Source organism: Mesorhizobium sp. Mes31 (assembly GCF_024519675.1).
Classification (GTDB): domain Bacteria; phylum Pseudomonadota; class Alphaproteobacteria; order Rhizobiales; family Rhizobiaceae; genus Mesorhizobium.
In genome coordinates this window covers 76,491-101,871 of sequence record NZ_JALJRL010000023.1, presented here as the reverse complement: position 1 = coordinate 101,871, position 25,381 = coordinate 76,491, and the positions used below count along the sequence as shown (strand labels likewise).

18 protein-coding genes and 4 pseudogenes are annotated in these 25,381 nt (G+C 60.3%); 10 read left to right on the top strand and 12 right to left on the bottom strand.

The window, feature by feature from the left end; translation table 11 throughout:
• The coding region (locus NR193_RS28650; protein WP_256754050.1) for a hypothetical protein at positions 1-249 on the bottom strand (249 nt) is incomplete at its 3' end.
• 325 nt (positions 250-574) lie between these two features.
• On the opposite strand from NR193_RS28650, the pseudogene NR193_RS28645 reads away from it, so the two are divergent.
• The 3 genes and pseudogenes from NR193_RS28645 to NR193_RS28635 all read left to right on the top strand — a co-directional run.
• A pseudogene (locus NR193_RS28645) lies at positions 575-899 on the top strand (transposase); the annotation flags it as partial.
• A 1,178-nt stretch (positions 900-2,077) separates the two neighbouring features.
• A pseudogene (locus tag NR193_RS28640) lies at positions 2,078-2,556 on the top strand (ABC transporter ATP-binding protein/permease); the annotation flags it as partial.
• A gap of 139 nt (positions 2,557-2,695) precedes the next feature.
• Positions 2,696-2,992: a hypothetical protein gene (locus NR193_RS28635; protein WP_256754049.1), complete on the top strand. Its 297-nt coding sequence runs from the start codon at positions 2,696-2,698 to the stop codon at positions 2,990-2,992.
• Between the two features lie 556 nt (positions 2,993-3,548).
• On the opposite strand, the gene NR193_RS28630 is transcribed toward NR193_RS28635, so the two are convergent.
• Positions 3,549-3,920 carry a hypothetical protein gene (locus NR193_RS28630; RefSeq protein WP_256754048.1) on the bottom strand — a complete coding sequence of 124 codons (372 nt, stop codon included), beginning with the start codon at positions 3,918-3,920 and terminating at the stop codon, positions 3,549-3,551.
• Positions 3,921-5,004: 1,084 nt separating this feature from the next.
• Between NR193_RS28630 and NR193_RS28625 the strand changes: the two genes are divergently transcribed.
• A complete protein-coding gene (locus tag NR193_RS28625) occupies positions 5,005-6,816 on the top strand; it encodes an OmpA family protein (protein WP_256754047.1) in 1,812 nt (603 codons plus the stop codon).
• 314 nt (positions 6,817-7,130) lie between these two features.
• A pseudogene (locus NR193_RS28620) lies at positions 7,131-7,605 on the top strand (Hsp20 family protein).
• A 1,230-nt stretch (positions 7,606-8,835) separates the two neighbouring features.
• On the opposite strand, the gene NR193_RS28615 reads toward NR193_RS28620, so the two are convergent.
• Positions 8,836-9,099 (bottom strand): YMGG-like glycine zipper-containing protein, encoded by a 264-nt coding sequence (locus tag NR193_RS28615; RefSeq protein ID WP_256754046.1) that lies wholly within the window; start codon positions 9,097-9,099, stop codon positions 8,836-8,838.
• A gap of 591 nt (positions 9,100-9,690) precedes the next feature.
• Here NR193_RS28615 and NR193_RS28610 point away from each other — a divergent pair.
• Positions 9,691-10,560 (top strand): PRC-barrel domain-containing protein, encoded by an 870-nt coding sequence (locus NR193_RS28610; protein ID WP_306280623.1) that lies wholly within the window; start codon positions 9,691-9,693, stop codon positions 10,558-10,560.
• Positions 10,561-11,038: 478 nt separating this feature from the next.
• Here the strand turns inward: NR193_RS28610 and NR193_RS28605 are convergent, their stop codons facing one another.
• Positions 11,039-12,532 carry a PAS domain S-box protein gene (locus tag NR193_RS28605; RefSeq protein WP_256754045.1) on the bottom strand — a complete coding sequence of 498 codons (1,494 nt, stop codon included), beginning with the start codon at positions 12,530-12,532 and terminating at the stop codon, positions 11,039-11,041.
• Positions 12,533-12,585: 53 nt separating this feature from the next.
• Here NR193_RS28605 and NR193_RS28600 point away from each other — a divergent pair, with 53 nt between their 5' ends.
• Positions 12,586-12,903, top strand: a complete 318-nt coding sequence (locus tag NR193_RS28600; protein ID WP_256754044.1) for a 5'-nucleotidase C-terminal domain-containing protein — start codon at positions 12,586-12,588, stop codon at positions 12,901-12,903.
• Positions 12,904-13,048: 145 nt separating this feature from the next.
• Here the strand turns inward: NR193_RS28600 and NR193_RS28595 are convergent, their stop codons facing one another.
• From NR193_RS28595 to NR193_RS28580, 4 genes are all read right to left on the bottom strand, one after another.
• Complete coding sequence (locus NR193_RS28595; RefSeq protein ID WP_256754043.1) at positions 13,049-13,741, bottom strand: DsbA family protein; 693 nt, start codon at positions 13,739-13,741, stop codon at positions 13,049-13,051.
• 24 nt (positions 13,742-13,765) lie between these two features.
• Positions 13,766-14,422 carry a divalent metal cation transporter gene (locus NR193_RS28590; protein WP_309145404.1) on the bottom strand — a complete coding sequence of 219 codons (657 nt, stop codon included), beginning with the start codon at positions 14,420-14,422 and terminating at the stop codon, positions 13,766-13,768.
• 287 nt (positions 14,423-14,709) lie between these two features.
• Positions 14,710-16,113 carry an ATP-binding protein gene (locus NR193_RS28585; protein ID WP_256754042.1) on the bottom strand — a complete coding sequence of 468 codons (1,404 nt, stop codon included), beginning with the start codon at positions 16,111-16,113 and terminating at the stop codon, positions 14,710-14,712.
• On the bottom strand, positions 16,110-16,832 hold the full coding sequence (locus NR193_RS28580) for a response regulator (protein ID WP_256754041.1): 723 nt from the start codon (positions 16,830-16,832) through the stop codon (positions 16,110-16,112). The genes NR193_RS28585 and NR193_RS28580 overlap by 4 nt, the downstream gene beginning before the upstream one ends.
• 185 nt (positions 16,833-17,017) lie before the next feature.
• On the opposite strand from NR193_RS28580, the gene NR193_RS28575 reads away from it, so the two are divergent.
• The gene (locus NR193_RS28575) at positions 17,018-17,518 is read left to right on the top strand and encodes an EF-hand domain-containing protein (RefSeq protein WP_256754040.1); all 501 of its coding nucleotides are present in this window, start codon (positions 17,018-17,020) and stop codon (positions 17,516-17,518) included.
• 208 nt (positions 17,519-17,726) lie between these two features.
• The gene (locus NR193_RS28570; RefSeq protein ID WP_256754039.1) at positions 17,727-18,113 is read left to right on the top strand and encodes a DUF302 domain-containing protein; all 387 of its coding nucleotides are present in this window, start codon (positions 17,727-17,729) and stop codon (positions 18,111-18,113) included.
• Between the two features lie 292 nt (positions 18,114-18,405).
• Here NR193_RS28570 and NR193_RS28565 read toward each other — a convergent pair whose 3' ends face one another.
• Positions 18,406-18,552 (bottom strand): hypothetical protein, encoded by a 147-nt coding sequence (locus NR193_RS28565; protein ID WP_256754038.1) that lies wholly within the window; start codon positions 18,550-18,552, stop codon positions 18,406-18,408.
• Positions 18,553-18,673: 121 nt separating this feature from the next.
• Between NR193_RS28565 and NR193_RS28560 the strand changes: the two are divergent.
• A pseudogene (locus NR193_RS28560) lies at positions 18,674-20,035 on the top strand (glucoamylase family protein).
• 50 nt (positions 20,036-20,085) lie between these two features.
• On the opposite strand, the gene NR193_RS28555 reads toward NR193_RS28560, so the two are convergent.
• The 3 genes from NR193_RS28555 to NR193_RS28545 are packed head-to-tail and all read right to left on the bottom strand — an operon-like array spanning position 20,086 to position 25,302.
• On the bottom strand, positions 20,086-21,357 hold the full coding sequence (locus NR193_RS28555) for an MFS transporter (RefSeq protein ID WP_256754037.1): 1,272 nt from the start codon (positions 21,355-21,357) through the stop codon (positions 20,086-20,088).
• 8 nt (positions 21,358-21,365) lie between these two features.
• A complete protein-coding gene (locus NR193_RS28550) occupies positions 21,366-23,819 on the bottom strand; it encodes a cation-translocating P-type ATPase (protein WP_256754036.1) in 2,454 nt (817 codons plus the stop codon).
• A 52-nt stretch (positions 23,820-23,871) separates the two neighbouring features.
• Positions 23,872-25,302 carry a multicopper oxidase family protein gene (locus NR193_RS28545; RefSeq protein WP_256754035.1) on the bottom strand — a complete coding sequence of 477 codons (1,431 nt, stop codon included), beginning with the start codon at positions 25,300-25,302 and terminating at the stop codon, positions 23,872-23,874.
• Between the last annotated feature and the right edge of the window lie 79 nt (positions 25,303-25,381).

Here is a 25,381-nt window from a genome sequence, read left to right as displayed (position 1 = left end):
GGAATGCACCAGACCTACGAAATGGACTTCCAGAACGTCTGGCTCGACGCCTGATTTAGCTTCCGAGCTTTGCAAGCAACCGCCGCCGGCACCTCTGACAAAAGGTGCCAGCGGCCCGTAAATCACCGACAGGCAATTGGCGCAGGCAAAATGTCCGACGACGAGATCATCCTTTGCGAGCTTTCCGACGACGAGCTGGGGGTGATCGGCACCGCTTTGCGATGTCAAACCGATGTCAACGTCCGTCATTGATCAACGTCCGTCATTGATTCTGAGCGCTATGAGGCGAAGCGAAAGGGAGGAGAGGCAATTTGACCGCAAGGCGTGCCATCGACGTATGCGAGACTGTCTTCAGTACCTCCAGCCTCAAATTGCCCATCAAATTGGATCGCTTTGATCTTCGTCGAGCGTCTTCGATGTCTGTTCCAATTCGATGCCAATCGAAGCATGAAGCACGGCCTCGGACCTACCCACACGTCCGCTCTCCAACCGGCCACGAACTGTCCATTTGCTGCCCAATCAGTATAAATAGCTCTTGAAGTTTGCTCAGGGAGCGACGCCCCGGCATGCCCATGACAAGTACGGCCAGCATCAACCCTTGAACCGCCGAGCTGGATGTTTCGCTCGCGAGGCCGCGCCACTGAGCCTGTCGACGCTCGCCGACCAGGTTGGCGCGGCCACTTTCGCGCTTATGCCCCTCTATCGCCGGATCGTCATGTTCTCGCTGCCGACCGATTGTATGGCGACGACACAACGGTGCCGGTCCTCGCCAAGGGCAAGACCGATATCGGCGGGGTTTATGTCCGCGACGACCGCCATTCGGCGGCGCCGATCCACCCGCCGCGCTGTTCCACCATTCGCGCGACCGCCGTGGCGAACATCCGCGAGCGCATCTCGCTTCAGGGTATGCACCCTCGCGCTAACGACACATGATGATGTTGAAAATGCTCGGCATGCGTTCTTGACGGCTGCGTCGAAAATTACGTGCCGTGGAAGCGACGACGGGCACCGCTGCGCCAAACCCAAGCAGCTCGGCGTCTATCTATTGCAACCACTGGATGTCTTAACCAGATGAATCAATGCCAAGTAAAGACGCAGGTGCCCCTGGGAAGTTGCCGAATGAAGCCTTCGTCAGGCCGCCTCGCGCTTCCGCATTCCAGATCGGTACAAGGTGCCAATGGCTTCTACTCAGACTTGAATAGGGATCGAGCGGGCGTCCTTTGCGATCGAATGCACCGTGAGCCCTTGGTCGACAGTGCATAGTACGACGTAGCGCTCGATCTGATCGTCCGATAGCTCGCAACCGTACGCTCTGTCCCGCACCATCTGAGCTGCGGAAAAAGTTGAAATTATGCAACCGGGAGCGCAGAGGTCGACATACCCCTGAACAGCGTCGATAACGTTGTCCGGAATCGGAAAGTTAAAGTGCCGCAAGTTTGTTGTAGTGGAAGCTATGGTCCGATTTGGCATTTCGCCTACTTAAAGCCCCTGTACACGCTATCAGGTGGGCGGACATAGCTGCAAGGACTGATTGAGAACCGCTGGCGAGGGATCGGTCAGCGGCCGCTCGACCGCAGGCGTTACGGAATGATTCGCCAAACGTCACCTTAGAGCGCATCATGCGCCGTCGCTGGCCACTGAACGGGCGCTCGTACTGGGAGTGTGAGCGTACTTCACCCTTGCCGGGAGCATGCGTTGGAAGACGACTTCCTTACTTCACGCGTGTCGGCTTTCGATTTCGACGCCCTTCGGAGCGTTTCCTAGGCATCTCTCGCCGAACTGAGCATCCCAGAGGTGCGATGGGCCGAACACGAAAAGGCCATGGCACACGAATTCACACGATGCACATGTTGATGCCGGTATGATCGACTGGATCTTTCGCAAATGACTTGCCTACCAGCAGCGGGCTACCGGTTCTGGTCCTGGAAGATGAGGCGCTTATCGGCCCTAATTTGGAAGCGGCGCTAGTTAAGGCCGGATTCACTGTGGTCTCTACCGCTGGCCCGCGCTAAAGCTGCCTGCGCCAATGCGCATTGCTTTCGATGGAGAAGCTGCGGCCGACGCTAGGCGCGTAGATTTCCTGCCGCTCGTGTTCGCGATCGGAAGTCTGGTCGTTGCGCAGGTCTACCTTCGCATGACGATCCAGCGCCGCTGGCGTTCCTGGCTCACCACCGCGGTCATCGCGCGCTGGCTCGCAAGCGGCCGTTACTATCAGTTGAACCTCGTCAGCGGCGACCGACAGAATCCCGAATTTCGCCTCACGGAGGATTTGCGGATTGCCACCGAGTCACCTGTCGACTTCATCGCCGGCGTCCTCAACGCGTTTCTGTCGGCCTCGACCTTCATCGTGGTGCTGTGGACAATCAGCGGGGCACGGTCGCAGGTTCGAGCATCACCGTTCCCGGCTTGCTGGTCATCACGGCGGTGATTTTTGCCGCGATCACGTCCACCTCGATGGCGGTCATTGGCCGCCATTTCGTCCACCTCTCCGAGGGGAAGAATCAGGCGGAAGCCGAATTCCGTTACACGCTGACGCGCGTGCGGGAAAACGGCGAGGGCTTTTTTGCAGGATTAACGGAACCGCATGCCGGTGGCGGTACGGCGGTCGGTTTCCTTCTTGAGGGAAACTTTTTCCCAATGACGGAGTTGATGGAACAAGCTGCCTTTCTGGCAGCCGTAACCGGAGGAATTTTCCATGAGCAACTTCAAAATACTGACAACGGGCGCTATGGCGCTTGCGATCATGGCTGGTTCAGCGCTTGCTGGCGGCAGCACTGGAACGTCCGCGCTCGATGACCCGGCGAAGATGTCTCCCTTCTTTACTGATGCCGGCATGAAGACGATGAAGTCCGAAGCGGAATTCAAGGCCGCCTGGATGGCCATGAAGGAAGAAGACCGCGCAGGCATGATGAAGGAATGTGGCGACGAGGCTATCGCGAAGTCACATGACAATTTCTGCAAAATGACAAAGCAGCTCGGCGGCGCCAACTGATCAGCTAGGCCTAGTTCCCGATCGCCCGCCGGCGGTCGCCGGCGGGTTTTTTCGTTTCGACACGTCTCAGCATGCGGAACCGAATCAAGGGTTCGCCGCTTCTATCTGCAGCGAACACTCCATAAGGCGCGTCTAATGTTCAGTGACAAGGAAACTCGTTTTTGGGAAGCCGGATTGTTCATGGCGGTGCCGCTCTCAATCCTGATCTCGGTGGTGATGGTTAGCTTTACGTTCGGCTGGTTTGGATGAGCACACCGCCGCCAACCTCCTCGATTTGCCAATGGATCACAATTCCTTACCAATATGTAAGTCGTGAACCTTGGCCAATCGATTATAATTGAGCGAGCAGCAGACCCCCGCTGCTCATTGGGTGCACCACATCCAGCAGCCCGCTGCCTCGTCCCAATCAACCTTGGCAGCGGGCTGTCGGCTTTAACAGATCCGGTTTCAATCGTGTGGCGAGGTTTCAGGAATACGGATTTCCAGCGAGTGTTGTTCATCTCGGTCGCGATTCTGCTTTTCGCAGGCCTCGCATTTTGGGTGACAACCGAGTTGATTATTTCAAGCCATCCTGCCGTCGCTCATTGAACGGCATTTGACCAAGTATCATACACGCGAGGGCGGTTTTTTCGGAACCGGCTGGCGGCAGTGAAGTTCTAATGATGCCCGGTTCCCTCACCGGCCGGTGTAACAGAAAGGCCCGTCGCTGCGTCCTCGGTGGCGGGTTTTCCTTTGTCGCGTCTAGTTCCTTGAAGACGCCATACCAGAATCGGTAGTCCGCTTCGCGGCCGGCGAAACGCGCTTCCAGGGCACACCACGCAACTGCGGTCGCTGCGTCTGATCCATAAAGCTCGACCGCTGCTTGGATGGCCCGGTTCGGGTCAGCGAGCCCGGCCACGGTCAATGTGAGGAATTCGGCGTTCGGCATTTCCAAGCCTCCGCCTGTATTTCACCTCAAGCGTTATCGCTTGGTCACTACGAGAAATCTCGCGTGGCCTCAGCGTCGACTGCTGAATTCGTGGACGACGGCTAACCCTTCATCGTTCTGGCTGCCTTAGGCGAAAATAATGGCCCGCTGCGGGAGGCAACGGGCCATCAACTTAGGCAAGGGTGAATTGACCAATCGCGCGTCGGCATTGGGCGGTGGATCTAGTTTCGAACCTATGCAGCATAGTTCCGAGCCGGATTCCGCGTTTCAAAAACAAGAATCCCGCAGCGGCTGAGGCAGACCGCATACGTGCTCGATTAGCGCAATCTGTGCGGCCGCCGGGCAGCGCTCGCGCGATGGGCTGGGGCGCCTGTCGGCCAAGCAGAGCCGCTTATAACTTAAATGCCTCCGAGCGGCGCAAACGGCGGGTCACAATCTCGGCATCCTCGCTAGGGGCGACTTGAGGCGGCGCCTTGCCGAAATCCAACAACCGTGCTCGGCCGGGGGGCAACCAAAATCTAAGTCGTGCATTTTAGTAGATGCTGTTAGACCTACTCCCTATGTGCTGTTCTCGATGCGGTGCGCGCGACCATGGTTATGAGCACTGCACGCGTCTGAACCATGGTAGCCTCTCCGAGGCGCCTGCGCCTTCGACCAAGGGCGACGAACGGCACAAGCAACAGGTTCCGGTTATCAATCCAAACAGGTCGCTGGGCCGGGCCAGATCGCTGGGCCGGGCCGGATTTTTTGACACTGATTGAAGTCGTGCGCCTGCAGCGCGCGAAGTCAGATCGCGGGACTGAAGCCATTTGCCCGCTGGGTCCCTCCAAGCGGTCAAAAGGGCCGGAAGGCCCGTCGCCAGCTGGCTCCCGGCCAGCGGGCGTTTTCATACGACAGACCGCAGATTACCCCGGAACAGGCCGCGGCGTCCTCCGATGTATCTCCGGCTAAGCCCGGCTCGCGGCGTCGCCTCCGAAGCAATCCGCCCGTCGTCTGTTAGCAAGCGCGTCATTCGAGATTGAGCGGGAACGAATGTGGCAGTGCCCAGTTTGGATAGCGACGGGACACGACATGGAGAATTCAAATGACACGCCGACCAACGATTTTGGCCAGCACCGCACTCGGTCTGCTGATCGCGTCCGCGCCGTTCGGGCCCTTCGCGCCCCTCAGCAGCGCAGCATTCGGTGCCGCACGGTTCGTCGCATCCGCACCGCCAATTCTTATCAAGTTAAAATGCAAGGAGGGCGAGTCCGTCGAGGCCTGCGCGCTGAGGCAGCAGGCTCCGTCCGAAAACGCTCCAGCGACCGAACCACAGCCTGCTCAGAAACCGCAGGAGCAGCCAAAAGAGGCAGCACCTCCGTCTGAGGCGGCTCCCGTTCCAGAATCCACCCCACCGGCTGAACCGTCTGCGAAGCACCAGCCTGCTCAACCGGCCGCGCCAGCGCCGCCAGCCGAGCCTGCGCCCGCTCAGGCTCCCGACAAATCGGCGCCAGTCAAGCAGGTCGAGCCGCCCGCAGATCAGGCACCTTTGCCCACCCCGGCTCCCCAGGCGCCTGCTACGACGGATCAGCCTGCGCCTGCCCAGGGTAAACAGCCGGCGGAACCTACGAGCAAGCCAGAAAAGAAACCTGCCACCGAGAAGCCCGCACCAAAGCAGCCCGTGACTGGAGAACAACCTTCAACCGATCAGCAGCCTGCAACTGCCGAAAAGCCAGCCAATGGTGAGCCGGCGGCGCCCGCCCAAAGCGTCAAGCCAGTCCAGGGCGAGGCGCCAGCAGATCCGAACGCCGCCCCAGTTCTCGACAGCGAAAAGGATGCAAAACGTCCTGGCAAGGATGGCAAACCGCCCGCTCAGCAGAGCGATGGCGGTCAGGCCGCCGCGCCTGCGGCTGCCCCCGTAGACTCCGGACCGCCTCCTGCGGACGACAAGGCCGCGCAGCAGGAGATCAAGCCGGAGAAGATCGTTCCGGTGACGGACGAAAAGGGTACCCGCCGTGACAAGGCCCCAGATAGCCAGGCGCCGGAGCGTCCAAAAGGCGCCGATGTCCTCACGGAAATTGGCGGCCGGGTCATCATCCAGTTCAACAACCAGACGATTGTCGAGAGCAACGAAGCTCCGCGAATGAACCGTCGTGCCAAGGATGTGTACTACGAGGATCTGCCGGGCGGCCGCACCCGCGAGACGATCGTTCGCGACAATGGCAACCAAATCGTCACCATCCGCAACCGCAATGGAGACGTCATCCAGCGCTCCCGCATCACGCCCGACGGTCGCGAGTATGTGCTGAGCTATGTCGACGAGCGGTATTACCAAGACGTGCAGGATTGGCGCGACCCTGGAGATGACTTACCGCCGATGCGGCTAACCATCCCCCGCAAGCAATACATCCTGGAGTCGGATTTGGTAGAGGATGCAGGCGATTACTACACCTTCCTCGAGCAACCGCCGGTGGAAAAGGTCCAGCGGCTCTACTCGGTCGACGAGGTCAAGCGCTCGGCGCGTGTGCGCGATATCGCCCGGCGCGTTGATCTCGACACGTTGAATTTCGAATCCGGTTCGGCGGCGATCTCGGACAGCGAAGTCGAAAAGCTCCAAGGAGTAGCGGACGCAATGGAGCGGCTGCTGAAGAAGAACCCAGCGGAAACATTTTTGATCGAAGGCCACACCGATGCCGTCGGCAGCGCCAACGCAAACCTGGCCTTGTCCGACCAGCGAGCCGAGGCAGTTGCCGAGGCCCTCACCAACGCCTTTGGCATCGCGCCAGAGAACCTGACGACCCAAGGCTACGGTGAACGCTATCTCAAGGTGAACACGACAGGGCCCGAACGACAGAACCGCCGCGTCGCTATTCGCCGCATCACGCCCCTTGTGGCGCCCGTCGCCAGTTCCAACTGACCAAGACAATCTCGCGATTCGGTAAAGTCCGAATCGCGAGACCCTTGCCAGACCAATCGCCCGGTCTGCTCCGATGACGGAAGATGCTTTCGTTCAAACCCCGACGGGGCTTTTTAAGACTTCACTTACCGTGCGGCTTTAGCATCCCGCTTGCGGCTAAAGTAGCAGTTCCGCATTTTCAGGCAACACCGCCCGTCGCTCTTAGTCCACCTAAGAGCGACGGGTACCTCAGGCACGAGCCGCCGACGACAGAGGCCTCGCAGTGACGCTGCGACGCTGCTTGTAACCCATGTTGCTTTACGGAGGATATGGCTATGAGAAGCTTTGATTACGCCCCACTCTATCGCACAACGGTCGGCTTCGACCGTCTCTTCGACATGCTCGACAACAGCGTGCGCTCGGACTGGCCGCCTTACAATATCGAGAAGACCGGGACGACGATTACCGGATAACAATGGCTATCGCCGGGTTCAGTCCCGACGAAGTCGAGTTGACCCAGCACGGGCCGGAACTCGTCGTGATCGGCCAAAAGCAGCCCGAAGAGAGCGATCGGCGGATCCTGCACCGCGGTATGGCGACGCGCAACTTCAAGCAAGTCTTCAAATTGGCGGACTACGTGAAAGTAGCGAAAGCCACTTGGAAAACGGTCTGCTTTCAGTGGACCTCGTTCGCGAGATCCCGGAGGAAAGGAAGCCCCGTCGCATCGGTCTCGTGTCGTCGAGCGAGGCGGCCCGTCCTCAGCAACAGCAGATCAGCCAGGATGCGTTGCGACAGCGACAGGTCGCCTGACTCCTCCAGATTAAATGCAAGACTGCGGTCCCGCCTCCCGGCCCGGCCGGGAGGCTCAGAATGCGGAGAATGGAGATGACAACCGGATCAGAATTTTTGGCAAACCCGAGCAGGACGGCTCAACAAGGGATTACCCATCCTGACGACGTTGTCGGCCTTCCAGGCCTGACTGCCGCCGAGAAGCGGACGATCTTGGCTTCCTGGGCGTCCGACGCCTGCGCGGTTCCCGGGATACCTCTGCTGCGCCAGCTGGAGAATGAACGATAGCCACTATCGACGACATCCTGCGCGCTTTGAAGACCCTGAACGGCGTGCCGGATGACCACCGTGGAAATCGTAATCGCCCGCTTTGGGGAGCGCCTTATGCTCGATGCCGTCAGGATAAGTGGTCGCCTTGGCCGCATCGTCGCCGGAGGGATGACGACGATGATCCTCCACCCTGTCCAGCTTACCGTGCGATCGTCCCAAGACGAAGCGGTGGTGGAGCCATGGCGTCCCCAGAGCCGATACTTGTTTGAGGGTGCCGGGCACGCGTGAAAGCCAGTCACCCGATCCTTCTATGCTCCTGCAACGTTAGCTGTCGCTAAGGGTTCCTGTTGGGCAGCAGATACGACCCTCGGTGTCTGCTGAAGATCGGGTCCGCACTCGGTCGGAGCCCGCGCTCTCCGCCAGAGGCGCGGGCTTTTTCAGACTTGCAGTTTGGCTCAACGGCGTTTGAAAATGTTATATTCTTCCCCATACAGGTTCGGCTTAGCCCGCCTCGGAGGGGGCCGAGACGGGCTGTTCGCCGTCGACGGACGACTAACTTTGAATGATCGAGAAGGTTCCGTTCTTGATGATTTGCGAAGGAAGGGCCTGGTCATACCCATTTGGCGTTTGCTTGACCCCTTGCCCAAGTTGCAGCCCTCAGGCTGGCTCTCTCCAGGCTAACTGGCGCTACGGTTCTGGGGCGGCAAAGCGATGCGATTCGTCCGCTGTCTCTCCGGGGCGGCATCGCCTGAGAGATCGATCACCGACTTCACCGCGACTTGTCGGTGTTGTACTCGCGGTTTGGGCCATCGTCTGCGCTGCGATTGGTGCGGCCGAAAGCGCGGGCACAAGTTCGACGTTGATCGTGGCAGCGCTGAGAAGGACGAACCAGAGACCGAGCAGTGTTTTGACTTTATGGGCCATCCAATTGTCCTACCTTGGTGAAGGCGCGTGATCGCAACAGATCACGCGCCTTAGGTATCAGTAGCCGTCCGGGCACCGGGCAATGTAAACCCGGCCATGACGATCGCGATATCGGCATTGGCCGGCCTCACTGGCGTGCCCGATCACCGCACCGGCGATCGCGCCGACTGCACCACCAACGACAGCACCTTGTACGGGATCGCCGGCCACCGCGGCACCGATCGCAGCACCTCCCACGCCACCGACGGCAGCGCCTTGTTCGGTACGAGAACACGCTACGAGCGGAATTAGCAGGCTCAAAATGAGCAGTGACTTTTTCATGGGACCTCTCCTAAGCCTTAATTGGCCGGAGAATAAATGCGCCAAGGGGTTTTTCGATCCATCCCTGTCGCCCTCATGGAACAGCATGTCTCCGCTCCAAGGGCGGACTGCATAGGCAGAGCGACGCTGAGCCCTTCGTCGGGCGAAGGGCCCAGGTTGAGCGTGGCCGCAATGGCACCCCCACGCTGCTCTCATGAACATCTCGGCGAGCCATCCCGCGATACCGCCGATGATGATCGCTGCCAGCCAGCCGACGCCAGGATTCTGCATAGTTTTCCTCTTTCCTCGAACCGCAAATTGGTTCGGCAGGGGAACGTTCAGGGGCCAACAAGTTTGCCGCGATACAGGGGCCGTATATACGCTCAGAAAAATGCGAGTCGCAGCACGAAATCTTACGTGGCGTCTCGGATGCCGACAAACTCCGCTGCGGTACGCGAACCCCCCAGCCATCTCAGGCGACTTGCGAATTCGAAACGGAACTTCGCATCGTGCGGCCCGTTGTCACCTCGCAAACGGTGCCGCGCTCAGCCTCCCTGCAACGGTTCGGCCGAACGCGGCGTGCATCAACACTAACGCACAAGGAAACGTACCATGATCGGCAAACTTTTGGCTACCACCGCAATAGCAACCCTGCTGTCGTCTGGCCTGTGGGTATCAGGGGCCGCCGCTGAAGATGCCACCAAACCTGCCGCCGCTACGACCACTACTGCGACGGCGCCGGCGGCTGTTGCAGACGGCAGCCTCGTCACCAAGATCATAGGCGCCGACGTCTATGATAGCGCCGCGGACAATGCCGAGAAGATCGGCGATGTCAAAGACATCGTGCTCACCAAGGACGGCAAGGCAAAGTACATTGTCATCGGCGTAGGCGGGTTTTTGGGCCTCGGGGAAAAGAACGTCGCCTACGATTTCAGCAAGGCCGAGTGGGTCGAGAAGAAGGGTGAGCGCTGGCTGGTCGCGAAGACCACCAAGGAAGACCTCCAAGCGCAAAAGGATTTTGACCTGAAGGTCTACGACACGGCAGCGGCCTCGAACACCAATGATGTCGCAGCCACCGCAGCCAACACTGAAGCGGCTCCAGCCACGACCGACAACACGGCCACCGCGGCAATCGACAAGTCTTCGCTGACCGAGATGCCGATGGACAAAATCAGCACCAAGGATTTCATCGGCACCAATGTCTATGGCGCCGACGATGCAAAGGTCGGAGAGATTGGAGACGTCGTCCTGAGCGGCGATAAAAAGGTCGATGCCGTGGTCGTCGATGTGGGCGGATTCCTCGGCATGGGCGAAAAGCCGGTGGCCATTGGCCTGGAGAAATTGAAGTTCTTGTCCGACAAGGACGGAAACCGGTATATCTACACCAATTTCACCAAGGCTCAGCTTGAGGCGCAGACTGCCTATGACAAGGGTACCTACGCGCAGAATCGCGACAAGCAGCGGATCATTGTTGGCCAGTAGACCCCAAAGTGGCCCGCGCTGTTAGGCGCGGGCCACATTTTTTCGATCGTGTATGCGCGATCTGACAATCCGGGGTAGGTGAGCACAAGACGAGATCGTCTCGATCTTCCCATCGAATATGTAGCACGTTCAGGGTTCCCTATCGGTCGCACGCAGCGGCGCTCTCGAGAAGGCTGGCCATCGGCCCTCAGAGCGATGGGGAGGGCTGCATGCGCTGTGGGACTGCGGTGGCCTTGGTGGACGGACGCCCGCTACGGACACCTCGAGGATTTCGGCGACGCCATCCTAGGTAAAGTCCGGTTCAGCGTGAAATGGTAGCCGCGATCGAGATGCCGTAGCGGCGTTTCAAGCGTTTGCTTCGCCAAATCAATTTCGAGGGAGCCGAAGGCGCGTTCCTTCTGCCATCCACGACAGTGACACCAGCGCCGTGGTCACAGTTCGCCTAACTCGGCGTATTGTAGAACGCGGCCTGCGGTTTCTAAGCTCCATTGACAACAGAGGCTTCCACGGCAGCCAGCGGCGCTTCCAGGCTCCAGGTGATGCCATGCGGACCGTACTCGAGATTTCCATGGCCTCCAACCGCTGCAGGCGCAATCCGCTTCAGCACCACGATTCCAAACCCACCCTGTCGGATGGCCTGAACTTGCGGCCCATTAGTTTCGGCCCAAATAAGGTGAAAGAGCCTCGAGGCACCGGAACCGCTAAGGTTCCATCGGACCGAAATCCGGCCCATGTCCCCTGACAGTACCCCGTATTTGGCTGAGTTAGTCGCGAGTTCGTGGAAGGCGATTCCGAGATACTGCACCGCATTGGGACTGAGGACCAGCGGTGGTCCCGACATATCGATAACCTCACCGCTTGGGAAAGGCCGGGCCTGGGCCGCCAAGAGCTCATTGATGGTGGCTCCTTTCCAGTCGGCGGATACCAACAGGTCGTGGGATCGCGACAGCGCCATGATGCGCTCGCGCACCTGGCGTTCAAACTGGTCAGGCGTCTCCGATCGTTTGTTGGTCTCCCGGATCATCGACAGGATGACCGAGTATTGGTTTTTAACGCGGTGGTTGACCTCGCGCATCAGCATGCGGATACGGTGCTCGTTTTCTCGCGCCGAGGTGATGTCCCGGGCAATTTTCGATGCCCCGACGATCTGCCCGGTGGAGTTGCGCATAGGCGATACGGTAAGCGAGACCGGAACCAGGCTGCCATCCTTGCGCTGACGGATTGTTTCGTACGTTTCGACCCGCTCACCACGGCGAATGCGTCCGAGGATGCGAGGTTCCTCGTCCTGGAGATTATCCGGAATCAACATGGTCACCGGCCTGCCTATCGCTTCGTCGGCGGTGTAGCCGAACAGCCTTTCGGCCCCGTGATTCCAGCTCTTGATGATGGCATTCAGATCCTTGCTGACAATTGCGTCGAACGAGGATTCCACAATCTCTGACAGATGCTGCCTGACCTCTTCGGCACGTTGGCGGTCGGTCAGGTCCAGCAGCATGTTTACGGCACCAATCAGATTGCCGTGCTCATCCCGCAGCGTGGGGTAGGGCAGGAACGGAAAAAAGGATCCGTCCGGACGGCACGCTATGGCTTCTTGGTTGCGTAAGGGCCGGTTTTCCTTGAGCGCGATGGCCATCGGGCACTCGTCATGCGGCAATTCCTTGCCGTCGGGAGTGAACAGCTTGAACGTCGCGCACCATTTGTCCTTGCCGACTTTTGGCTCCGTGCCCGCAAGGTCGGCGGCGGCGCGGTTGTAGTAGGTGATCGTCCCGTGCTGGTCGGTCGTATAGATGGCAACCGGAAGGGCGTCGAGAATTTGGTGATAGGTGCTGCCCTGCTGCCTTAACTCGATGCGTGTCCGCTCCAGGTCGGTAACATCGACCGTGAAGCACCTTGTGTTGATCAGCTCGCCGTCCCGAAAATGGCCGCTCGACGTGATTTCGACATGTTTGATCGATCCGTTACAGGCTCTCAATCGCGCCGGGGGCCAGTTCAGTCGTCGATCTGACCGGCGGGGAGTTACGCGCAATGCTAGAGGAGAACCTAGAGCATACCTTTTCGGCTGACCCGTACGACCAGATGGGCGGGTATGTGAAGCGGTGTCGAGGCGTCTCGATATTCGCCAAGATCGAAAATCCGGCGGGCCAGCGGATACAAAAAATCTTCGTCTGTGGAAGGGAGATGGACCCGTCGGCGACCTATCGAGTTGGCTTTGTGACAATGCAAGGCGTACCGCCGAAATACGGCCGGAACCGCCGTGAACTCGATATTCAAGCCATCAACGCTATGGAAAACCTCCTCGCAAGGGGGCATGGAAAGGAACTGATAGAACCACCGTCACGCTAGACTGCGCCCTTAGGATTACAACTGTCATTGCACCGGCAGTCGTCGCCGAACACGAGTAGCTCTTGTATGGGTTGTTGAAGGCCTATCGCCTGGCCTAAATATCGTCCGCGCGCTATGGATAAAAACTGGATCAATCACGCCAAGGTCAGCACCAACTAGCTTGATCCCCATCGGGCGCTCGCAATAATTCTTGAATGTTTGCTTCGATGATCCGGAAGCCAACGTCGCCGTACAGCTTCTGGCGTCCCTTATTCAGCACAAAACTTGGACTCCCCTCGATGTGCATCTTCTCGGCGTCTTGATAATCCGCCAGCAGTTCGGCAAATGCGATTCCATCGTGAATGATTTCTTCAATCGCGTCTATATCGACGCCGAGAGCTTCAGCCAGTTCGCACTGAACATCCCAACGGGAGATGTCGCGGCAATCTCGAAAAAACCCAGAACGGAACGCCCATAACACTTGATCGAAGATCGATGCCGCTGATCCGCTTCGGGGTTGCTGCATTTGTTCCTGCTGCCAATGCTGGACCGCCTTCATAAACAAATGTGGGCTTGCCGACGTCCGCGGGCGCGTTCCCAGCCAAATGTCCCGATGAACCGCGATGTGCGGGAACTTTTGCGCCACTTCACGCAGGTGAGCGTTGAACCCGGAATAGTTGCCTTTAGCGTTCCAAGTCGAAGGTATCTTGCGAGCCGTATCGCCAAATACCGAGCAGAACCGATAGTCCAAGTGAACCGCGTCACCGAATTGCTCTTTGACAGCGTCGACACGAGCCTGCGAGGCATACGCCCAAATGCACAACACGTCCGAGAAATATGTAACATGGACAACGCTCATCTAATCGGCTCCCTGTTGTTCGACCTAAATGCCTCTGGGGGCACCTTTGAGCGGTTTGCGTTCCGGTTTGGCCTTGATGTCTTCCACCTCTTGGGAAGCCTGCCAGAAGAACAGATAGGGACTGATGGTGGTCCCAAAAATAGCGACCACAGCGGTCCAGAATTGGACATTGGACGTGAATGTGGGGATGAACAGGCCCTTCGCCACTTCCTTCCAAGGAACTTGAACCACCATCGCCGTTCCGAAATAGGCGAACAGCGAGAGCGTAAGCCATTTAAGAATAGAAACGCAGCGGCTGTATGCCAGGAGAACCTGGAGAATGACCGACGCTGCCCCGAACAGGACGACGTAGATAAGCAGCGGGCCGCCGACGATCAGTCGTAAGGCATCCGCCATGGCGCCGAGATCGGCGCCAATGTTGATGGTGTTGGCGATGAGCAGGAGGGCTACGATGGACTGCAGCAGCCAGTTCGGGTAATAGAGCCGCATATTTCCCGCGATGCCGCGGCCGGTGGTTCTACCGATCCGCGCGCTGATTTCCTGAACCACCGACATCAGCTGATAGCTGAAGAGCATCGTCCAGGTCAGGCCGAAACCGAATTGAGCGCCGGCTTGCGAATAGGTCGCGATGCCGCTCGGATCGTCATCGGAGGCGCCGGTGATCAATCCCGGGCCAAGCACACTCAACAATCGCGGCTTCGACGGGCCTACGACTGGATCTGACTTTGTCGAGCTCATAGCAACCCCATCCGGATGAAATCTGGGCTAACAACTCGCCATGTCGATAAAAGCTCCATGCCGCCTGTCGCGGTTTATGGTGACCATGCAGAACGAGTGCCGATCGCGGCGGAGCTAAATTGGCTGTCGAAAGGGGTCTCGTCAGGGCTCATCGATGACAACGACGCCGGGATAGGCCTCGGCTGTTCTTTTGTATCTGCGCCGACTTTCTTCCTTGGAAAGCAGGCTGATCACGCATCCCCGATCGGAAGCCGCACCATAGCGTCCAACCCGCCTCCAGCGCGGTTCCGCAGCAGAACCGTTCCGCCATGCGCCTGAATAATTGTTCGGGCAATGGCCAGACCCAGACCAACCCCGCCCGTATCCCGATTGCGAGACCCTTCCAGCCGCACGAAAGGCTCAAAGACGACCTCAAGCTGATCCTTGGGCAATCCCGGACCCTTGTCGGCGATGGTGATGATGACCGTCCCCGGTTCTTGCGTCAGGGTAACGTTTGCCACGTCGCCATAGCGGACCGCATTGTCGATCAGGTTGCGCAGCGCGCGTTTCAGGGCGTGAGGTCGAATGGTGGCGGGCACCGGCTGCGATCGTGAGAGGTTCGCCTGATCCCTGCCCACATCGCTCACTATATCGGCCAGCAAAGCAGCAAGATCTACCGTGGCTTCGGGCTCGGCCTTGGCGACGCCGCGCGCAAATTCAAGCGTCGCCTCGACCATGGCCTGCATTTCCTCGACCAGCGCCTTCAGCCGGACGCTGTCGTCGGTTTCGTCTAGCATCTCGATCCTGAGCCGCATGGCGGTAAGGGGTGAACGCAGATCATGGCTCAGCGCCACGAGCATATGCGTGCGCTCGTTCACGAAGCGCGCCAATCGGTCCTCCATGCGGTTGAAGGCCAGCGTGGTATCGCGCACCTCTGCAGGCCCGGTCACGGGCAGCGGACCAGCATCAAGCCCGCGCCCCAGCCGGTCGGCCCCGACGGCAAGCGCGCGCATCGGACCCACGACACGCCGCGCTGTCCACCAAGCCACAAGAGCCACGGCAACGGCCATCAACAGTAGCGGCAACAGGGCCTGCGGCGAAAGTTGCGGGCCCGGGCGATGGAACATCGTGCGCACATTCAGCCAATCGCCTCTGGCCAGACGGATCGAAAGCGTCATTTCCACTGGTTCCGTCCGCCCTGCCATCATCGCGTCGTGCATGGGGCGCATTGCGGCTGGCATGCCCTCGGGCATCGGCACAGGAGTTGTGGAAAGGGCATGAATATCCGCCCGGATTTCACGTTCTGGATTGCCGAGGATTTGCCGGATCTGGCCCAGAACAGAGTCCGCATCGGTGCTATCGTGCGATGCTTCAGGCGCAGGTCCCACTTCGAACCGAACCAGGGGCGAGTCTGCCGCCCTCAGGATGGAGGCGCGCAGATCTGCTGGCGCGTCGTCCAACAGCAGCACGACATTCGCGGCGCGTCCCGCTACCTCGAAACCCAAGGCCGCCCGCACGGCGCGGTTGCGCTCGTCGGTCAGCAGCAGGAGGCCAAGCCCCTGCGTCGCGACGAGCGCCAAAAGCAGCATAGCCAGCAACTGGCCACCCAAGGACTGCGGGAACAGATTGCCCAGACGGGCGAAGCGCGCCTTCACGGCATCTCCCTTACATCGGCGGCAAGACTGTAGCCGCCTCCCCAGACGGTGGCGATTAGTACGGGCTTGGTTGGATCCGCCTCGATCTTGCGGCGCAATCGGCTGATCTGGTTGTCAATGGTGCGATCAAACACCTGTGCCGCCCGGCCAGAGGTCAGATCGAGTAGTTGATCGCGACTTAGCACGAAGCGTGGGCGGGCCAGAAATACCGTCAGAAGGCGGAATTCGGAGGTGGTGAGCGCGACTTCGGCGCCTTCGGTATCGATCAGCCTTCGCCGGTCGGTATCCAGAACCCAACGGTCGAACGCCAGCTTGTGCCCGGAAATGCTGCCACCCGGCATCTGCGCCCGTTCGGACCGGCGCAGGATCGCCTTGATCCGGGCCAGGAGTTCACGCGGATTGAACGGTTTGGGCAGGTAGTCATCGGCCCCGACTTCAAGTCCTACGATGCGGTCGGTCTCATCCCCGAGTGCCGTCAGCATCAGGATTGGTATGCCACCCTGCGCGCGCAAACGGTGGCAGACCGACAGGCCGTCTTCGCCCGGCATCATCAAATCCAGCACAATCAGATCGAACTTCCCAACCTTCATGGCCGCGTCCATCGCTACGGCATTCGCCGCGGTGGTCGCGCGCATCCCGTTCTTTTCCAGATACTTCGCCAAGGCATCGCGGATCTCGCGGTGGTCATCGACGATCAGGATATGGGGCGGACTGGTCATCACAATATCTCCTTGACCTGACCCTAACTTATCCTGTGGGGTCACGTGGGCAGAAGATTGTCGCAAACCTTCACCGGGGCGGTGCTTGCGGCAGTTTGATACAAATGACCATCCCACCTGACAAACCTGTGGGACACCTGCACCCCAAATTGAACTCATCGCAGATCAATTCAGGAGTGGTAATCATGAAACGTTCAACGAAGCTGACCCTCTCAATCGTTGCAGCCCTTGGACTTGCGGCGGTTGCAGTGCCCGTCATCGCCCAGCAGATGCAGCATGGCGGAATGATGGGCGATGGCATGGGTATGGTGCGTGGGCATGGCGGCATGATGGGCAGCGGTATGGGGACGATGATGGGTGACCCCCGGAGCTATGTTATGGCCACCTTTGATACCAACAAGGACGGCACGCTCAGCCCTGAAGAAATGACGGCAGGCGTTCAGGCAGAACTCAAGACCTATGACACCGATCCCAATGGCAAGCTGTCGTTGGAGGAATTCGCGGTGATGCATGCGGCCCACACCCGGCCGATGACGGTACGCGCCTTCCAGATGCACGACGCTGACGGTGACGCGCAAGTGACGGAGGCTGAAATGGCTGCCATGGCTGAAATGATGCAGAGCCACATGGCCGGGCAGCAAGGCGGAATGCCGGAAATGGGTAAAGGCATGATGGACAACAACTGACATAAGTGCTGCCCCCGGCTGCTTTGACGCAAATCTGGTGTCGGGGGCAGAGTCACGTGATAGGAGAAATCGATGATGAACGACTACGGTATGGGCTTGGGGATGGGGTTCGGCTGGCTGGGGACGATCGTCATTCTGGTCCTTGTGGGTCTAACAATCGCCGCACTGATTAGGTATTTGCGAAAATGACCAACAGGGAGAAGTCGCCATGAATTATACGTTCAATCGGTTGGTAACCGGGGCGAAGTTTGACGAGGTCGACGCCCGCACTCGGAAGGCGCTTGCAGACAAAGGCTTTGGCGTCCTGACCGAAATCGACGTCAAGGCGACTATGAAGAAGAAGCTCGACGTGGACATGCCCCCCTATCGAATCCTTGGCGCCTGCAATCCGAAGATGGCGCATCAGGCCATCGGTATCGAGCCGCGCGTTGGCGCGATGCTGCCCTGCAATGTGATCCTGCGCGAGGTTGCAGGCGGGGTTGAGGTCAGCGCGATTGACCCGGTGGCCTCGATGCAGGCGATCGATAATCCTGCACTGCATGCGGTTGCGGGTCAGGTGGGCGACCTGCTGGCCGAGGCGGTCGCTGCAATCTGACAGGCAGGCCCGCCGATCTCGGCGAGTAGCAACACGGCGGTAGCCGTCCGTTTCGAGCCCGAAATTCGGCCGCCGCCTCAACAAGGTGATGGGAGGCGCAAGACCGTCGGAGGTGTATTCTGGATACGGTGCTCTTTGGACGGTGGCGTCCTCCACAAAGCAGGGCAGGGACGTCAAGAGTAGGATCCCGACAAGAAGGTCCCTTGCGAAAAGCAGTTACGGCTGTGTTCTTCAATTCTGGCTTTAGTTTTGCCCGCGGGCGCGGAGACGGTCTCTGCCCCCGCGTCGCGTATCAAGGGGTCTGGAAAGTTATGCCGTTCGGTCCCTTGCCGACTGTGTAGGTGTCGACGACCGACTGGCTTGCGACTGATATCCGCGAAACCGTGCCGTCGATGATATTGGTCACGAAAGCAAAGTCCCCGTCGCTGCTGACGGTCACTCCATGCGCTCCCTGGCCTGTCCGAATTGGCGGAGTCGATAATCCCATAATTATGTTCCGCGACTTGATCGATGTACCTTCACTTGAAGCTCAAAGAGCAGCGGCCCGGAGACATACAGAGATGCGATCGCATGCTTCGGAAACCAACGGCCTGTTGAACTCTTCTGCCATCCAAGACGATCTGGCGACGCTGCAGCGTGAGACATTCAACTATTTCATTCATGAAGCGAACCCTGCCAACGGTCTCATTCTGGACAAGACCGAAGCGAATTGGCCCGCAAGCATCGCGGCCACCGGCCTCGCGCTGGCGTCCTATCCGGTGGGAGTCGAGCGCGGATTCATGAGCCGAAGCGCAGCAACGTAACGCACTTTGGCAACGCTGCGCTTCTTTTGGAACAGCCCCCACGGCCCGGAGCCGGACGCTACGGGATATCGCGGCTTCTACTATCACTTCCTGGATATGCAAACTGGTCGGCGAGCCTGGCAATGCGAGCTGTCCACGATCGACAGCACGTTCCTGCTGGCGGGCGCGCTGGCTGCAGGACAGTATTTCGATGCCGACACAGGGGCCGAAGCAGAAATCCGTAGTTTGGCAGAGGCGCTCTATCACCGAACTGATTGGCGCTGGGCGCAGGATCAGGGAGAAACCGTCACCCATGGTTGGACACCCGAGCACGGATTCCTGAAGCATCGCTGGGAAGGCTATGACGAAGCGCTCTTGCTCTATGTCCTGGGACTCGCTTCGCCGACACATCCGTTACCCCGGAGCAGCTATACGGCCTGGACCGCGACGTTCCGATGGGAGCGCTGCTACGGGTACGATTACCTCTATGCGGGACCGCTGTTCATCCACCAACTCTCGCACGTATGGATCGATTTTCGTGGCTTGCAGGATCCCTTTATGCGCGGCAAGGGAAGTGACTATTTTGAGAATAGCCGACGTGCCACCTACGTCCAGCAACGTTACGCTGTCGACAATCCGCGTGGATTTGAGGGTTATGGTGAACACTGCTGGGGCATTACCGCAAGCGAAGGTCCTGGCCCTTCGACGCTCAAGTTGAACGGCATCGAACGCCGGTTTGACGACTATGTCGCTCGCGGTGTGCCGTATGGTCCCGACGATGGCACGCTCGCTCCGTGGGCCGTCGCTGCCTCCTTGCCCTTTGCTCCCGAAATCGTCCGGCCGGCGATCAGCTTCTGCATCCACCAGGCCAAGCTCAAGGCTGCAAATGCCTATGGCTTCAAGGCAGCCTTTAATCCGACGCATCCGGGGACGTCCGACGACGCCTTTGGATGGTGGGTGTCGCCTTGGCACTTCGGCCTGAATGAAGGCCCCGTTGTCCTGATGATCGAGAATGAAAGCAGCGGCCTCTTGTGGCGGTTGATGCGGTCGTGTCCGCACATCCGCAGCGGCCTGCAACGGGCAGGATTCGAAGGCGGCTGGTTGAGAGAATTCGATCAGGAACCGACGCCAGCTGCTTGATCGCCTTGCCTGAAATGGAGCGTATTCAGCGGTTTGAGGGAGCCTGCCCACTAGCGAGCGCGCCTCCCGGAAACGGCAACAGGTTCGGCCCTCTCAAGGGTCGGCCGTTGCGGCAGTTTCAGGCTTGCGATTGCGGCGAGACCCATGGCCGCGGCGGCGACGAGAAAGGCGGCGCCTTGCAGACGGTGGGAACCGAACAGCAGGCCGGCGGCCGCGGAGCCCACTGACAGCCCGAGGCTGACCGCTGCCGACTGGATGCCGAGTTCCATGCCTTGGCTTCGTGCGCTGATGCGCGACACCCAGTAGGCGAGCAGCGGGCTGATCACGCCGGCCGACGCCGAAACAACGGAAACCGCAATCAGCATTTCCGTGAGCCCGGCAAGTGTCGGCAAAACCGCCAGGCCGATCGCCATCACCAGGAAGGCAGGAGCCACAAGCAGCCTCGTCGCCGCCGGTTTGACGAGCGGCGAAAAGACAAGGCCCTGGACCGCAAACATCACAACGCTGCATGTCGCGAACATGAGGCCGAGCGCGGCTGGACCCATTGCGAGTTCGACGTTTCGCAGGGTGAGCCCGACCTCGAATGCACCAAGCCCTGCCGCGGCGACAGTAGCGAGAGCGAGCAGCCGGAGCTCTCCGGGTGCGAACACCGACGAGCCGCGCTTGCTCGCCTCGGCACGGGCTCCCGGCAGCTTGCCAGGCAGCGCAAACCACACGCCAAGGGCGGCTGCCAATGCGAGGCCGGACGCAAGAAGGAAGGGGACCGCCTGTGGCGGGGCAGTCGTCGCGCCCAGGTCGAATTTCAGTTCCGCAGCGAGCCCGCCAAGCGTCGGACCGACCAGGAAGCCTGCGATCGACGCCATGCTCATCCAGCCGAACGCCCTTGTGCGGCGATCGTCCCCGCCTTCGGTATCGGCCCCACCTTCGGTGTCGGCAATGAAGGCAAGGGCGGTTGGCCCCACGGCAGCTGCGAAGCCGCCATTCAGGATCCGCCCGACATAAAGAACGAGCAGACTCGGGGCCAGCGCCGAAGCGGCCAGGGTGACGGCAAAGCCGATCAAGCCGACAACAAGGACCGGTCTGCGCCCGATCAGATCCGACCACTTCCCCCAGAGGAAAGCGGCGACCACCGGCGCGGTGACATAGGCAGCGGTCAAGAAGCCAATCTGCCGCGCGTTGAAGGCCGGGTCGGTGAACCCGGCGAGCCGCTCGACCATCATCGGCAGGACCGGCAAGACAATTCCGTAGCCCAGCGCAACGACAAAGGCCGAGGCCAGAACTGTCGCCAGGCTCCATCGAGACGTGGGCAGGCGAGCTTGCATCGACACACTCATGCCAGCGTGCCGCGCGGGTTCTGATGAGCGACGCCTTCGGTCGTGGATGCTGTGGCAGGTCGAATGCCTTCGAGCCTGGTTCGCTTGAGCAGCAGGGCGTTGACGGCCACGAGAGCCGAGCTGCCCGACATGGCCAGCGCTGCAAGCTCGGGACTCAGAAGAAACGGGTAGAACACGCCTGCGGCGATCGGGAAGGCGATGAGATTGTAGCCGACCGCCCACCACAAGTTCTGGTGCATCTTGCGTAGCGTGGCACGCGAGAGCGTCATCGCGCCGACCACGTCGTAGGGATCGCTCTTCATCAGCACGATGTCGGCGCTTTCGATGGCGACGTCGGTGCCTGCACCGATCGCAAATCCGACGTCGGCTTGCGTCAGGGCTGGCGCGTCGTTGACGCCATCGCCGACCATGCCGACCTTCAGGCCTTGCCCTTGCAGTTCCTTGATCTTCTCGGCTTTCTGCCCTGGCAAGACATCGGCCAGGACGATGTCAATGCCGAGCACGTCCGCGATGCGTTTGGCGGTTCCGGCATTGTCGCCCGTGAGCATGGCCACGCGCACGCCCTGCTCGTGCAGTTTGGCGATCGTTGCGATGGCTGTCGGGCGCGGCGTATCGGCGATTGCAATGAGCCCGAGCAGCTTGCCGGACCGCGCGACATGGATGACGGTGCGGCCTTCGCCCTTCAGCGTCTCGGCTTTCTCGCCGAGCGCCAGAAGATCGATCTTCTGCTCGTCCATGAGGCGCCGGTTGCCGAGGAAAACCGGCGCTCCGGCGATCGCGGCTGTGGCGCCTTCGCCTTCGATGTTCAGAAAGTCCGACACTTTGGGAAGCTTCAGGTCTTTGGCTCGCTCGACGATGGCGACGGCGAGCGGGTGATCCGAGCCCTGATCCACGGCGGCCGCGACTTGCAGCACCTCGTCGGGGGAAACGCCGGCAGCGGAGAGGATTTCGACGACCTTGGGCTGCCCCATCGTGAGCGTGCCGGTCTTGTCGAAGACGATCACGTTGAGCTTGGTCGCCTCCTCGAGAGCCGCGGCATTCTTGAACAGGATGCCGTTTGAAGCGCCTAGGCCGGTGCCGACCATGACAGCCATCGGCGTGGCGAGGCCGAGCGCATCGGGACAGGCGATGACGAAGACCGTTATGGTCAAGGTCATCGCGAACAGCAGAGGCTGGCCGAGCCACCAGAACCAGACGGCGAAGGTCGCAAGCCCGATGAGGATCGCGGCGAGCACCAGCCATTGCGAAGCACGATCGGCGAGCAGCTGCGCCGGGGCCTTCGAGTTCTGAGCCTCCTGGACCAGCTTGACGATCTGGGCAAGCGCGGTGTCGGCACCCACCTTGGTGGAGCGGTAGCGCAGCGTGCCGCTCTTGTTGATGGTCGCCCCGATGACCTTGTCCCCAACCTTCTTGGTCACCGGCATCGATTCACCAGTCAGCATCGATTCGTCGATCGTCGACGTGCCCTCGACCACCTCGCCGTCGACCGGAAGCTTGTTGCCGGGCCGCAGGACCACGATGTCGCCGAGCACGACGTCGGCGGTTGCAACCTCGATCTCCTTGCCACCACGGAGGACGGAAGCCCTGGGCGGGGCGAGGTTGAGCAGGGCCCTGATCGCGGCCGACGCCCCGGCACGTGCGCGCATCTCCAGCCAATGGCCGAGCAGGATGAACACCAGCAGCACGCTCGCCGCCTCATAGAATTGCTGCCCCTCGAAGAAGAAGGTCGCGCCGACGCTGAACAAGTAGCCGGTGCCAACGCTCAGCACCACCAGCACGGCCATGTTGAGGACGCCGTTGCGCAAGGCCCGCCAGGCGGCGACCAGGAATGGCCAGACCGGGTAGAGGATCGCGGCGCTGGCGAGGAAAAACATCGCAAGGTCTTCGCTGAGACCGAAGGGCGGACGCAGCCAGGGCTCTCCCAAACCCATCGGCTCCATGGCGAAAATCGGTAGCGCGAAGACCAGGCTGATGAAGAACCGGTTGCGCATGTCCTTGACCATGCCCTGCATGTCCATGCCGGCACCGTGTCCCATTTCATGGGCCATAGCGTCGTGCGGCATGGCCGCAGCCGTCCCCTTGCCCGCCGGAGCCGGCTCGGTCATAGCGGCGGGCACTCCATGATCGTGCCCCCCATGATCGTGCACGGCGTGATCGTGGCCGGCGTGCCCGCCGGTCGCGCGCGAATGCCCCGGCGGAATCGTGGTGCTGCCGGGAATGCACAGATGGCGAGGCACGGTCTCGCCACGGCAATGGAAGCCGCAGGCCTCGATTTCGCGGACAAGGACCTTTGGGCTCGTCTGCTTCTCGTCAAATTCGATGCTCGCGGTCGTCGACCCCGCGTTCATGGCGACACTGGCGACGCCGGGCAGAGCCGCGAGACGTTTTTCGATCGCCGCGAAATCCATCATGCCGACAAGATCGCGCACTTCCAGATTTACCTTTTTCATCATGCTTCTCCGTGCCGCGGTTCGTGGCGGCAATTGCACCGACTGCGGTGTCTCAGCTTCGGTAGGCAAAGGTCGACATCATGCCGCTCGCCATGTGGTAGAGATGGTGACAGTGGAACGCCCATTTGCCGGGATTGATGGCATCGACGGCGATGGTGATCGAGCGCATCGGCGGCACCAGCACGGTGTCGCGAACGGCGCCCCGGAAGCGCTGCCCGTCAATCGCGACCACCTGGAAGTGATGACCGTGCAAATGCATTGGATGGGCCATCATGGTGTCATTGCGCAGCGTGACCTCGACGCGATCGCCCTTGTCCACAAGGATGGGAGCACTGGTTTCGAGTCCCCAGCGATAGGCCGCCATATCGCCGGTCAGCGCCATTTCGAACGTCTTTTCGGCAGGGCGTGATGCAAGCGGCGCCATTGCCCGAAGTTGCGCCTCGAGCGCCAGGTCGAGAACCGGAGCATCGACGTCCGCCGCCGACCCGATCTTGGCCACCGCCGCCCCTGCCGGACGCAGGACAATTCCGGTCCGTTCCTTGCTTCCCTCGCGCAGCGCCAGGATCGGAAAGGAGGAGCTGAGGTCGCGCGGCAACTGCAGGCGCACGTCGATGCGCTGCCCCATCGTCATCGGAAACCGCCGGCCCCTGACCGGCTCGACAGGCTGACCGTCGACCGCGATCAGTTCGCCTTCAAGTTCCCCGAAATCGATTGTAAACGCCGTCGCCGTGGCGCCGTTGATGATCCGCACGCGCACGCGTCCGCTCCGTTCGACCGGCACGATCTCGGGGTCGTTCAGGGACCGGTCATTGGCCAGATAGGCGTCATACTCGATGTCATTGATATCCATCACCATACCGCCATCTTTCATCCCTGCCATGGCGTCGGTCTTCGCTCCCGACATATCCATGCCATCCATCGGCATGGAGCCGCCGGTGTTCTTACTCTGCAGCCCAGCCAGCAGTTCCTGGGGCGATGAGAACGAGAAATCGTGGAGCAGGATGACAAGCTCCTGCTCATCCCTTGCGTCATCGGCGGGATCGGCGACGATAAGCGGAGCCGCAAGCAGCGATTGCTCCTGCAAGGTATGCGCGTGCATCCAGAAAGTGCCGGGTCCGCCGACCGGAAAATCGAAACTGCGATCGGCTCTGGCGCCGATGAGCGGCAGTGGCGCGTCGCCGACTCCGTCGCTCGGCCATGGCGGCGTCAACCCGTGCCAATGTATGATCGTCGGCTCGGCAGTCTCGTTTCGAAGCAGAACGTTGAAGGCTTCGCCCGCCCGCAAGCGCAGGCCAGGCGCGCCGTCGGCCCTTTGCAGGCCGAAGACGCTTGCAGCTTTACCGTTCACCTCGATCGTGCGGCGCGAGATGCCGAGCGGCTGGCCGCCCGACTGATTGGCGAAGGCTGCCGCAAGATAGCTCGATGGCATCGCAATACCTGCGGCGGCTGTCACTGCGGCCTTCAGGATATCCCGGCGTTTCATGATCGTTTCCTTGCTTTCGGGTTCAGATTTCGGAATTTCGTTTGTTTCGTCGGCACACAAGGTTCAGGCTCAAACGGCC